Source organism: Arsenicibacter sp. R0_47 (assembly GCF_057652235.1).
The window spans coordinates 17,459-30,060 of record NZ_JBYFCJ010000010.1; the positions used below are offsets into that span (position 1 = coordinate 17,459).

The 12,602-nt window shown below is 51.6% G+C and carries 6 protein-coding genes; 4 read left to right on the forward strand and 2 right to left on the reverse strand.

Features of this window, described 5'->3' with window-relative positions; genetic code table 11:
- Positions 1 to 37 precede the first annotated feature (37 nt).
- From AC23NW_RS17835 to AC23NW_RS17850, 4 genes are all read left to right on the forward strand, one after another.
- Positions 38 to 1,384, forward strand: coding sequence for a TolC family protein (locus AC23NW_RS17835; protein WP_487450998.1), 1,347 nt, complete (start codon positions 38 to 40; stop codon positions 1,382 to 1,384).
- Between the two features lie 61 nt (positions 1,385 to 1,445).
- Positions 1,446 to 2,588, forward strand: coding sequence for an efflux RND transporter periplasmic adaptor subunit (locus tag AC23NW_RS17840; protein ID WP_487450999.1), 1,143 nt, complete (start codon positions 1,446 to 1,448; stop codon positions 2,586 to 2,588).
- The gene (locus AC23NW_RS17845; RefSeq protein ID WP_487451001.1) at positions 2,585 to 5,767 is read left to right on the forward strand and encodes an efflux RND transporter permease subunit; all 3,183 of its coding nucleotides are present in this window, start codon (positions 2,585 to 2,587) and stop codon (positions 5,765 to 5,767) included. Before AC23NW_RS17840 ends, AC23NW_RS17845 begins: the two co-directional genes overlap by 4 nt.
- A gap of 59 nt (positions 5,768 to 5,826) precedes the next feature.
- Positions 5,827 to 7,383: an ABC transporter permease/substrate-binding protein gene (locus tag AC23NW_RS17850; RefSeq protein WP_487451002.1), complete on the forward strand. Its 1,557-nt coding sequence runs from the start codon at positions 5,827 to 5,829 to the stop codon at positions 7,381 to 7,383.
- Positions 7,384 to 7,415: 32 nt separating this feature from the next.
- Here AC23NW_RS17850 and AC23NW_RS17855 read toward each other — a convergent pair whose 3' ends face one another.
- Positions 7,416 to 7,745 carry a LytTR family transcriptional regulator DNA-binding domain-containing protein gene (locus AC23NW_RS17855; protein WP_487451003.1) on the reverse strand — a complete coding sequence of 110 codons (330 nt, stop codon included), beginning with the start codon at positions 7,743 to 7,745 and terminating at the stop codon, positions 7,416 to 7,418.
- Between the two features lie 9 nt (positions 7,746 to 7,754).
- Positions 7,755 to 12,596: a fibronectin type III domain-containing protein gene (locus AC23NW_RS17860; RefSeq protein ID WP_487451004.1), complete on the reverse strand. Its 4,842-nt coding sequence runs from the start codon at positions 12,594 to 12,596 to the stop codon at positions 7,755 to 7,757.
- Between the last annotated feature and the right edge of the window lie 6 nt (positions 12,597 to 12,602).

Below are 12,602 nucleotides of genomic sequence, written 5' to 3' on the forward strand. Positions count from 1 at the left end.
TCTGGTGACATGACGGATGGCCCGCCAGCAAGGCGTTATGAAACATATATTTACCAGCCTCCTGAGTGCTATAGTGAGCCTATGGCTATCTACAGCTGTTTTGGCACAAACGTCACCGGACACCCTCCGGCAAGCAACCCTGAATGATTGTATTCAGTATGCAATTAACCACCAGCCGTTACTAAAGCAATCTGCTATTGACCAGTCAATTACCGACCGGACAATCCGCAGCGCACTGGCCGACTGGCTCCCGCAGGTGGGGTTCAATTACAACATTCAGCACTACCTGAAACTGCCGGTTCAGTTGTTTCCGAACTTCAGCAATCCCACGTCGGGCGAACGGCTTCCGGTAACGGTCGGGGTGGCGAATACCTCAACGCTGCAACTCGTAGCCAATCAGACAATCTTTAACCGCGACGTGTTGCTGGCTAACCGGACAGCAGACACGTACCGGCAACAAAGCAGGCAGGCCTATACCCGGACAAAGATTGAGGTCATCAGCGGTGTCAGCAAGGCCTTTTATGATGTACTGCTGAGCCAGCGGCAGGCTGAGATCATCAACCAGGATATTGTCCGGCTTGAGCGTAGCCTGAAAGACGCTGTAAATCAGTACGAAAGCGGTATTGTGGATAAAACGGATGCCAAACGGGCGTCGATTTCACTCAATAATACCCGTGCCCAGCGTAAGCAGTACCTCGAACAGGCATCGGCCAAATACCAGACCCTGAAGCAACTGATGGGCTATCCGGCGGCGGCAAAGCTTGTGCTGGCATACGATACACTGCAACTGGCCAATGAGGTGATCGTCGACACCAACCGTGCCGTCAACCCGCGTACCCGTATCGAATATCAGGCGTTGCAGACGCAGCGGCAGCTACAGGAAGCCAACGTGCTCTATACCCGCTGGTCGTACCTGCCGACGGTCGGGGCATTCGGGTATTACAACCTCCTGTACCAGAACGCACAGTTCGGCCAGTTATATTCACGCAGTTTCCCGAACTCCTATATTGGTCTGAGCCTGGCGCTGCCGATTTTCCAGGGCGGGAAGCGTATCCAGCAGCAGCAGATTGCCCGGCTTCAGGTACAGCGGATTGATCAGGATTTTATCGCCCTCGCCAGCAGCATTGATGCTGAATATGCGCAGGCGCTCGCTTCGTATAAAGGCAATCTGGCCAATTACATTGCCTTGCGCGAAAACGTGGAACTGGCCGAGGATGTCTACCGGATTATTAATCTCCAGTACCGGTCGGGGATTCGTACCTATCTCGACGTGACCGTTGCCGAAGCCGACCTGCGTTCGGCCCGGATTTCGTTTTACAATGCCCTCTTTCAGGCGCTCATCAGCAAAGTGGACGTGCAGCGTGCCCTTGGTGATATTCAATAGTTTACCCGGGACCGGCCGGCAATAACCGCTGGTCCGTATTTCACTCATTTCCGGATTATCCATGAAACAAACAACAACCTGGATCGTCGTTACGCTGGCGGGCTTTTGGGGGCTTGCAGGATGTGGCGATAAAAAAGAGCAGCAACAGCAACAGGCACCGCCGCCGACACCCGTGTCGGTCTATGCGGCCAGTCGCCAGACCGCCTCTTATTATGATGAATTACCGGCTACCATTACGGCGGTGAACGAAGTCGAAGTCCGGCCGCAGGTAGCGGGTTATATCACCGGTATCTTTTTTACAGAAGGCCAACGGGTCCGGAAAGGACAGAAATTATATACCATCGACCAGCAGCAGTATCAGGCGGGACTGGATCAGGCAGTGGCTAACCTGAATGCGGCCAAAGCCAATCTGGTCCGGGCGCAGAAGGACGCCGACCGCTACCATACGCTGGCGCAGCAGGATGCGGTGGCGCGGCAACTCGTTGATAATGCAGATGCTACCCTGGCTTCGGCCCAGCAGCAGGTGGCGGCGGCGCAGGCCAACGTCCGCAGCGTGTCGACCAACCTGCGTTATGCGACCATCTTTGCGCCGTTCGACGGTACAATCGGTTTCTCACAGGTAAAGCTGGGAACGGCGGTGTCGCCCGGACAAACGATTCTGAATACCATCTCGTCGGACAACCCGATTGCGGCCGATATTGCCGTGGATGAGTCACAGATTATGCGGTTCACCCGGATGCCGAAAACGATCGGCGGCCGCGGTGATTCGACGCTGATGCTGGTCTTGCCCGATGGCAGCCTGTATCCCTATGCGGGTAAAGTGGGTCTGATCGACCGTGCTGTTGATCCGCAGACCGGAACCCTGCGCGTACGGCTGTTTTTCCCGAATCCGGAGTATACCCTGAAAGCCGGTCTGACGGTCAACGTCCGGATCCGTAATCAGACACCGGGGCCGCAGCTGATCATTCCGTACAAAGCTGTTGTGGAGCAGATGAGCGAATATTTCGTCTATGTGGTAGGCGACAGCAGCCGTGCCGTGCAGAAGAAAATCACGCTGGGCGCGCGGCTGGCCGATAAAGTTATTGTGAAAGACGGCTTACTGGACACCGATAAGGTGGTTACCGAAGGTACCCAGAAACTGCGTGACGGCGCACCGATCCGCGTTGTAACGGCAGGTGATACCACAAAACAGAAACCATTATGATTGCCAATACCTTTATTAACCGACCGGTAACGGCCATCGTGGCGTCCATTGTGATCGTTGCCATCGGTATTCTGTCGATTCTCAACCTGGCCATCAGCCAGTATCCGAATATTACGCCCCCCGTGGTGCAGGTAACGGCCAACTATACCGGTGCCGATGCCCAGACGGTGGAGCAAACGGTGGCAACGCCCATCGAGACGCAGGTAAACGGTACGCCGGGTATGACCTACCTGCAAAGTAACAGTACCAACGACGGCCGCCTGAGCCTCAACGTAAACTTCGACGTTGGTACCGACATTAACATTGCCGCCCTCGACGTACAGAACCGCGTCGGTATTGCCCAGCCGCAGCTGCCGGAAGAGGTAACCCGTCTCGGGGTAACGGTGCGGAAACGGAACCCGAGTCTGTTCATGCTGGTGGCGATTTATTCACCGAAGGGTACCCACAGTGTGCCGTTTCTGGATAACTACGCCAACATCTTTATCCGTGATGCCTTATTGCGGGTACAGGGTGTCGGTGATATTTTCAGCCGTGCCGATGATTTCAGTATGCGGATCTGGCTGCAACCCGACAAACTTGCGCAGCTGGGCATGACCGCTTCGGAAGTACTGGCGGCCTTGCAGGAACAAAACCTGCAGGTAGCGGCCGGTTCGGTAGGTTCTCCGCCGCAGCCTCAGTCACAGGCGTTTGAATACACGGTGTTTACCAACAGCCGGTTGAGCAAGGAAGAAGAATTCCGGAATATCATTGTCCGGAGCACAACAGGCAGTTCGTCAATTGTTTACCTGAAAGACGTAGCGCGGATTCAGCTCGGGAAATTCTCCTATACCAGCAACTCGTTTGTCGACGGCAAGCGTGCTTCGTACCTCCTCATTTACCAGTTGCCGGGTAGTAACGCCCTCGCAACCGCCGAAGGGGTATATGCGGCGATGGATAAACTCAAGCAGACCTTCCCCGCGGATGTGGATTATGTCGTGCCGTTTGAGTCGGTTTCAGTCGTGCAGGTGTCGATTGACGAAGTAGTCAAAACACTGGGCGAGGCGCTGTTTCTGGTGGTGATTGTGGTGTTCCTGTTCCTGCAGAACTGGCGGGCCACGCTCATTCCGATTCTGGCGATTCCGGTGTCGATTCTGGGCACATTTGCCTTTTTTATTCCGTTTGGGTTTACGATTAATACCCTGACCATGTTCGGATTCGTGCTCGCGATCGGTATCGTGGTCGATGATGCGATTGTGGTGGTGGAGGCCGTCCAGCATTACATCGACACCGAGCGGATTTCGGCCAAAGAAGCGACCATAAAGGCCATGCGCGATATTTCGGGGCCGGTAGTGGCCATCGCCCTGATTCTGGCGGCGGTATTCGTGCCGGTGGGTTTCATCCCTGGCATCGTCGGGCGGCTTTACCAGCAGTTTGCGATTACCATTGCGATTTCGGTACTGATTTCGGCCTTCGTGGCCTTGTCGCTGACACCGGCCCTGTGTTCGCTGATGCTGCGTCCGCAGGATGTAAACGAAAACTCGAAAGGGCTGAATCGGTTTTTCTACAAGTTTAACCACTGGTTTGAGCGGGTGAGCCACGGCTATTCGGAGAGTGTCCGGAAGTGGATCAAAGGTACCCGTTACGTGCTGGTGATGCTGGTAGTAGTGTATGCCGGAACGGTGATGCTGTTCCAGATGAAACCATCCGGCTTTATCCCGACCGAAGACGAAGGCCGGTTGTTCATTACCTACGAAATCCCGGAAGGCGCTTCAACGACCCGAAGTCTGGAAGTGCTGAACACGATCATGAAGACGCTGAAAGACCAGCCGTTTACCGGCCACTTTGCGGCCCTGGGTGGTCTGAACGCCATTACCTTCTCGTCGAAATCGAACTCAGGGACGGTATTTCTCCAGCTGAAACCGTGGGATCAGCGGAAAGAGCCGGGCTTGCGGAGCGATTCGGTAATTGTGAAGCTGCAGAAGCTGTTTGCGCCGATCCGCGATGCCAACGTGGTCGTTGTGTCGCCGCCGCCGATTCCGGGCCTCGGACAGACAGCCGGTTTCACGTTTGAGATCGAGCAGCGGGAAAGCAACGACGACATCAAAACGTTTGAAAAAGTCGTACAGAACTTCCTTGCCGAAGCCAACAAACGGCCGGAAATCAACCGCGCCTTTACCTATTTTACGGCCAAAACTCCTGCCTACCGTGTGGAGGTTGACCGCGAAAAGGCTAAGAAACTGGGGCTGAATATCAGCGATATTTACAGCACCATGCAAACCTTCCTCGGTAGCCGCTACGTGAATGACTTCATTGTCTACGGCCGGAAATTCAGGGTTGTGGCGCAGGCCGATACCATGTTCCGGAGCGATATTGATCAGCTTGGCAAATATTACGTCCGGAATCAGGCGGGGCAGATGCTGCCGCTGAGTACGGTGATCAGCACAAAGATCATTGAAAATGCGCCGTTGATTCAGCACTATAACCTGTTTAAGTCGGTCGAAATCAATGGCGGTACAAAGCCGGGCTACAGTAGCGGTCAGGCCATTGCGGCCCTGGAAGAGGTAGCGGCTAAGGTGCTGCCTGCCGGTTATGGCTACGATTTCTCGGGCCTGAGCCGGGAAGAAATCCAGTCAGGGTCGAGTTCGGTTTACATCTTCGCCCTGTCGATCGGTTTTGTCTTCCTGTTCCTCGCTGCCTTGTACGAAAGCTGGTCGGTGCCGTTCTCGGTGCTGCTGTCAGTGCCGATCGGCGCCTTCGGGGCCATTCTGTTCCTGATGCTGTTCCCGAGCCTGACCAACAACGTGTATGCGCAGATCGGTCTGATTACCCTCATTGGTCTGGCGGCGAAAAACGCCATCCTGATCGTAGAGTTTGCCAAAGAGCGGGTAGACAGCGGGGTGAACCTGCTGGAAGCCACGCTGGAGGCCGTAAAACTGCGGTTGCGCCCGATCGTGATGACCTCGCTGGCCTTCATTCTGGGGGTTATGCCGCTGGCAATTGCGACAGGAGCGGGGGCCGTTGCGCGGGTAACCATCGGCCGGACGGTACTGGGCGGGATGCTCGCCGCAACGACGCTGGCCATCTTTGTGGTGCCGGTTTTATACGTCGGCATTACGCGCTTATCCTACGGAAAAGCTAAATTGCAGGAACTGGAGGCCAAAGGGAAAGAGAACAAACCCGGACCATCCGGACATCATTAACCTGCGTTAGCAACCGGCGTATTGCCTGACTATACGCCGGTTGCTAACCAGTTTTCTGCATGACAGACTTTTTCCGTTTTCTGGCCGAGCAGTCAGACAAAGTTATTGAGCAAATACTGCGGCACATCGGCCTGACCATGCTTTCGCTGCTGATGGCGATGGCCATTGGTATTCCGCTGGGAATCCTTATTTCCCGATTCAAACGGGTAGCCTCAGTGGTGCTGGGCGTTGCCGGTGTTCTGCAAACCGTTCCGAGCCTGGCGTTGCTGGGCTTTTTAATTCCTACCCTTGGCATCGGGATGGGGCCGGCACTGGTTGCCTTGTTTCTCTATGCCTTGCTCCCCATCATCCGCAACACCTTTGTCGGTATCCAGGGCGTTAGTCCGCTGGTCAAGGAGGCCGCCCGTGGTGTAGGCATGACCGACCGGCAGATACTCCTGAAAATTGAACTGCCGCTGGCCTTACCGGTTATGTTTGCCGGTATACGGACGGCGGCGGTCATCAACGTGGGCGTGGCCACCCTGGCGGCCTATGTGGCAGCGGGTGGGCTGGGGGAGTTTATTTTCGGCGGTATTGCTCTGAGCAACGTCAACATGATGCTGGCGGGGGCGATTCCGGCGGCGTTACTGGCGGTGTTGTTCGACAACGGGCTGGCCTGGCTGCAACGGCTGAGCGGCCGGCGGGGGCGGGTAAGTGTCCTGGCGTTTGTGGTTCTGCTGCCGCTGCTGACCGCGTTTACCATGCTGCCGGGCCATTCGGACAAGCTCATTGCCGGTTTTGCCCACGAGTTTTACGGACGTGCCGACGGCTATCCGGGCCTTCAGAAAACCTACGGGTTGCAACTGCGACCCCGGTTGATTGATCAGAATCTGATGTACGAAGCCATTCAGCGGGAGCAGGTCGACATCATCAGCGGGTATTCGACCGATGGCCGGATCAAAGCCTATGACCTGCTGGTCCTGAACGACGATAAACAGGCATTTCCGCCCTATTATGCCGCCCCGGTTGTGCGTCAGGCAGCGCTCGACCGCTATCCGGCCTTACAGCCGACCCTGGATTTGCTGGCCGGTAAACTCACCGATTCGGCCATGACCTACCTCAATTACCTCGCCGATTATAAACACCAGGCACCGGCCGACATTGCGCAGCTGTTTCTGAAAAAATCGGGCTTATACCGGCAACCCAAAGCCGGTACGCGGACAAACCGCGTGGTAATGGGCACCAAGGTATTTACAGAACAGTATATTCTGGCCGAAATTTACCGGCAACTCATCGAAGGACACACCGATCTGGGCGTTGATGCGAAGACCGGTCTGGGCGGCACCCAGATCTGTTTCGATGCTCTCCGCAGCGGCTCCATCGATTTCTACCCTGAATATACCGGCACCGGCCTGTTGGTGATTTTGCAACCCCCCGCCGCACAGCTCAAGGCTCTGCCGATGCAGCCGGATTCTGTTTATGCGTTTGTGAAAAACGAAACCCGGAAGCGGTTCGGTGCCGTCTGGCTGGCACCCCTTGGCTTCAACAACAGCTATGCCCTGATGATGCGGCGAAAAGAGGCACAGGCGCTGGGAATCAGTTCGATATCTGCGTTGGTGAGGGTGTTGAATGAATGAGACGCCGCAAACGCGTCTCATGCTACGCTAATCTATGATAATGTTTGTAGTCTTCGTTTCGTGATCGTCTGCCGTCTTCGGGCGACGTTTATGATACGGCCATTACTTAATAATAGCTGTAGTCTTGACGTATTTTCAGCATCCTTTTTGATATCCACTACATGGTTTGGATTGATAATGACGTTTTTCCTCACCCTGATAAAATCTGTTAATAACTGTTCATACCATTTCAGCGTATATGAGCTCATTTGAATAGAGAGATCATGTTGGTGGATGCGGGTATAATTCCAGTCGCCTTCAAGTAAAACAATCGATGGCAAATCAATGCGTTTTTTGTCGCAGGTGATGTAGGTATTGTCCATAACCATTTATTAAGGAATCAGTAAACGGGAATTAGTTTGATACAAGAGCCTTGCTCCATTGTCAAAGGTCACACGAAGCGCGCGTGCGGTCTGGTTTTCAGGAATTACTACCGTATGTTTTAATAAAACAAGATCTGTATTGTTTGGAATGCGGTTGCATGACCAAACGGATGGGTCATCCCAGTTGCCATTTTTTATAGAAACCATACTCAGGCAGGGGGGAGCAACGTCTGCTGGGGTCTGAAACGTCAGTACAGGCAGATAAGGTGAGGGATTGCCCGTGCATAGTGTTCTGAGCCGCCACTCATAAGCCGTATTGGGGAGCAGATCTGTAGCCGTATACGACGTACTGACGGTAATGACGGTTGTCCATATGTCGGTATTAAATGCGCGATACTGTAATTCAATCTGCGGTGACCCGCTAGTGCTTATATACCAGCTAAATATAGCGCTTGTCCTGGTGATAGATCTTGTCAAGGCACTGGTTGGTTTACTACAGGCAGTCTGGAAAGGTACAGCGTGTGAATACGCAGAACTTCCTCCCCCGTTACAAAGCGTTTTAACTCTGAACTCGTAGGCTGTATTAGAATTGAGTCCGGTCAGGCTATACGAAGCAGTCATTACATTACTGATCGTATTCCAACCGCTAGCTCCCTGTTGTCTCCACTGGATTTCAAACTGAGAAGTACCGACAAAATTATCCCAGCTTAATCTGGCCGACGTTGGCGTGAGCCCATAGGTACTGACCTGCGGATTGAACGGGATATTACAGACAGTCCGGAAAAAGTCAATCTGACTGAAGGCGGATGTACCATTGCCACTGCAGAGACTTTGCACCCGCCAGTCATATGGAGTATCAGCGGTTAAGTTAGATAGTATTGTACCATAATTGGCAGTAAGCGATGACCAGGTGCTGGTGTAGCCTTGGCGGTATTGTACGTTAAATGGACCTGTTCCGGACCAGCTCAGGCCGGCTGCCGTTGAAGTAATTCCATATTCATAGGAATTTGTAGCCGGATCACAATTCCCACCAGTACAAGCAGGTGTTGTAAAGGTGGCTGTTTGTGAGAAAGGAGAGCTTTCATTCTCAGAACAGCGGGTCCGTACCTGCCAGATATACGTTGTATTCGGTTGGAGTGAATAGATATATTGACTTGTGGTTGTAAGATTACTCAGTGTAGTCCAGTTATCAGGATTAGCTGCGGTCCGATACCTGAGATCATACCGGCTGATTCCTCCGGAGCAGCCATTCCAGTATAGACTTACGTAATTACATTGCTGGGCGTATGCATCAAGGTATGTTGGACTGATGCAACTGGTCGTAAAGCTAACCGGATTACTGAAGGTTGTACTTGATATCGCTCCGCATACTGTCTGTACCTGCCATTCATAAGCTGTTGCAGTATTTAGACCGGTTAGGGTAAAGCTCGTTGTGTTGATGCTATTAATAATATTCCAGTTTGTCGTATTTTTCTGGCGCCATTGAATGACAAATGAAGCATCATCAGGACCATACCAACTAAGTTTTGCTATAGAATTGCTTACGCCACAAACATATGGATTTGTTGCTGGCTGACAGCTGGTAGCAAAAGTTTGTGAGGGACCGAATGAAGTAGTTGCCGATAGAGGGCAAAGTACGCGTACCTGCCACTCATAAGCTGTATTCCCGGTCAGGCTATCCATGTTGAAGCTTGAGCTTGTGAGCTCTGTTGCCATATTCCAAACTGTGCCGCTTACAGGTCTCCAGCGGAGTTCATAGGGTGGTACGAGGCTGCTTCCGCTCCAGTATACATATGCTTTGCTCCATGTGGGGGTGCTGTTGTAGGTTGTCGGTGGAGCAGTGTTGCAGGTTAGGGTAAAGGAGGCTCCGTTAGAATAATCAGACGATAAACCATCGGCACAAACGGTTTTTACCCGCCAGTTATAACCTACTCCCTGCGTTAAACCATAAAGGGTATAGTTAAAAGACTGATAGCTGAATTGATTAAGAACGGGTGAAATATTCCAGACAGACATACCCTGTTGCTGCCATTCAACTACATAAGATGTTCCTGTTATGCCACTCCACTGCAGCTGTCGGGCAGTTGTCGGCGAATCATAACTTGCTGTCTGATTTAGGCTATTAGGAGCACTGCAACCTGTTATGAATGTATATGAGGTCGTATATGTCGAGCTTTGTATAGCCGAACATTTTGCGGCCGCCTGCACTTCATAGGCTGTCGCGTTGAGTAATCCGGTGATAAACTCGCTATTACGTGTCAGGTCGTCTATGTTATTCCAGTTGGCTGTATTGAGTTGCCGCCAGCGAATGGTATAAGCGGGGTTGCCGGTTATGGCTTGCCAGTTTGCCTGAGCAGCGTAAGAACTGATATTATTCACCGAAATATAAGATGGAGCATTACAAATGGTCGTAAAACTCATTGGCCCCGCAAACGTCGAACTTTCTGTTGGTGTACAAACTGAACGCACCCGCCAGTTGTATACCCCCGAAATGTTTGTGAGTTGATAATAATAATTAGTCGTTGTCACGGAATTCCACTCACTACTACCCTGCTGTTGCCACTGTACCTCAAAGGACGCCCCGGATGGCCCGCTCCAGCTCAACTGAGCTGTATTGAAACCGACATTGTGCGATAGATAGGTTGGCGAAATACATTCGACCCGGAACGTTGATCCGGTTGTATACGTTGAACTACCTGTCGATGTGCAGAACGCCCTTACCTGCCACTCATAGGTTGTATTGGACGTGAGCGCTGTTAATGAATAGACCGGTGAATAGTAATTGGCAAAACTAAGGCTACTGACAGTTGTCCAGACAGGTGTGTTTACAGGTCGATACTGTAGCTCATAGATAGCCCCCGCCGGGTTTTGATAGTCGCCATACCAACTCAACCGAGCCGAATTCAGTGCAATGTTGTTTACCTGTAAATTGGTAACGGGGCGGCAATTTAACGTTTGGAATGAGCTGGTCGATGAAAACGGTGACGTGGAACCGACCCCACACTGCGCCCTTAACTGTACCTGGTATGTGGTTCCCGTAGCCAGGTCAGTAAGGGTATAGCTGGCGGGGGATGTTGATCCTGCATTACCAACATTTATTGTTACAGATGACCACGCCGTAGTACCGACGGGTCGATATTGCAGTTCATGCGGTGTATTCAGATTATTGGTATATAAATACAAAGCAGCTCTGTCATAACTTGCTCCATTATAAACAAGACTAGGTGCAGATGGCGTAGCACAGGTGGTTGTAAAGGATCGTATAGCTGTGTATGCGGACGTGATCCCCCCACCACAGTTAGTACGTACTTGCCACTCATAAGCTGTGTTTACGGATAAATTGTTAAGAGATAAATCTGTATATGTACTGGTGGTGTTGCTACTAACACCAGATATTAAGCTCCAGGCAGAAGCTCCTGTTACACGGATTTGAACGTCATAGGTAACCAAAGGTCCATTCGAATACCAGGATAGCCTGGCTGAGTTTCTGCCTATATAACCGCTGGATAAATTTGTGGGAATATTACAGGCTGTTGTAAATGTACTGGTTGGGCTGTTGGGTGCCGATACGGTACCGGTACATTGCTTTTGCAGTGTCCAGCTATATTGGGTGCTATTGGTAAGGCCCGTCAGAAAATAGTAATTTGTATACTGAACACCAGTGATCCCTGTGATACTGCTTACTGATGACGGGGTCGATGTTTTCCAGAATCGTATAGTATAGAGGTTACTGGCGGGGTCATTTTCATACCATTGCAACCGGACTGATGAAGATGTAATGAAGTCACTTTGCTGGCTGGTAGGTGCTGCACAAGGCAGTGTTAAAAATGTTCTTGTGGTGTAGTCTGAGCAGGCGGCCCGCACGCGGTACGTATAACTGGTGCCCGGTGTTAGATTGGTAAGATTGTAGGACGTTAGGGTTGTACTGGTAGCTAACGTAGACCATGATGTTGTTCCGGTTACTTGAATCTGAAGATCATACGTCTGGTTGGGATAGTCCTGATTATAAAAACTCCAGCTAATATTTGCTGACTTTGATGTAATGGAGTATTCTGAAAGAGTAGGTGTGTTGGTGCAAGGATATTGCGTTATAAAGGTAACAGGGCCTCCGATCCAGGTTGTTGTATTAGCAGGCCGCATCTGCCATTCATAGGTTGTAGCTGTAGTCAGGCCGGTCAGTGCATATGTCGTAGAAGAAATACCGTTTATTAGCGTGTAATTACCGCCTGCCGGTCGCCACTGTACGTCATAGCTGGTTGCTGTACCTAAATTGTTCCAGTTTAACCGGGCACTGTACGGCCCGATTAAACTGGTGTATGGACTATAGGTAGTAGGTATGCCTGCTGTCAAAATATAATCTTCCGTTTCGCCGTATGACGTATTTGTACAGGGGTTCTCCGGAACGCCCGAATCACAGATGCGAATACGCATACGTAATGTTCCGGGCGAAATACCAGCCGGAATGGTTATTGTACCGGAAAAGCTGGTAAGAACTTGCTGAGACAATTTATATACCTGTTCATCAGTCGTAAAAATACCGTCTTTGTTAACATCAATCCAGATACTTACATCCTGGTCATAGTTTGATCCTGTGAATGTACCGCTGATCGGATAAGACGTTCCGGGTGTAACGGTGACCGACGCGAGGGTAAACGAGTTGTAGCCCCCGCTGGCAGGGCATCCGTTATTCAGACTTAACTGATTTGTACCCAAACGTACGGATACCAGACCGTCTCCTCCTGAACCACAGGTTGATGTAGGCGTACAGTAAGTTTGAGCAAATGCGTACTGCCATGCTGCCATACCAGCTAAAAGTAATCCCAATCGCAGGAGCCAATAAAGGTGTTTCATGATAAG

Bases quoted from the DNA above. Each gene is read 5' to 3' on its own strand.
- AC23NW_RS17835 (WP_487450998.1), top strand. From the start codon at position 38: ATGAAACATATATTTACCAGCCTCCTGAGTGCTATAGTGAGCCTATGG.
- AC23NW_RS17840 (WP_487450999.1), top strand. From the start codon at position 1,446: ATGAAACAAACAACAACCTGGATCGTCGTTACGCTGGCGGGCTTTTGG.
- AC23NW_RS17845 (WP_487451001.1), top strand. From the start codon at position 2,585: ATGATTGCCAATACCTTTATTAACCGACCGGTAACGGCCATCGTGGCG.
- AC23NW_RS17850 (WP_487451002.1), top strand. From the start codon at position 5,827: ATGACAGACTTTTTCCGTTTTCTGGCCGAGCAGTCAGACAAAGTTATT.
- AC23NW_RS17855 (WP_487451003.1), bottom strand. From the start codon at position 7,745: ATGGACAATACCTACATCACCTGCGACAAAAAACGCATTGATTTGCCA.
- AC23NW_RS17860 (WP_487451004.1), bottom strand. From the start codon at position 12,596: ATGAAACACCTTTATTGGCTCCTGCGATTGGGATTACTTTTAGCTGGT.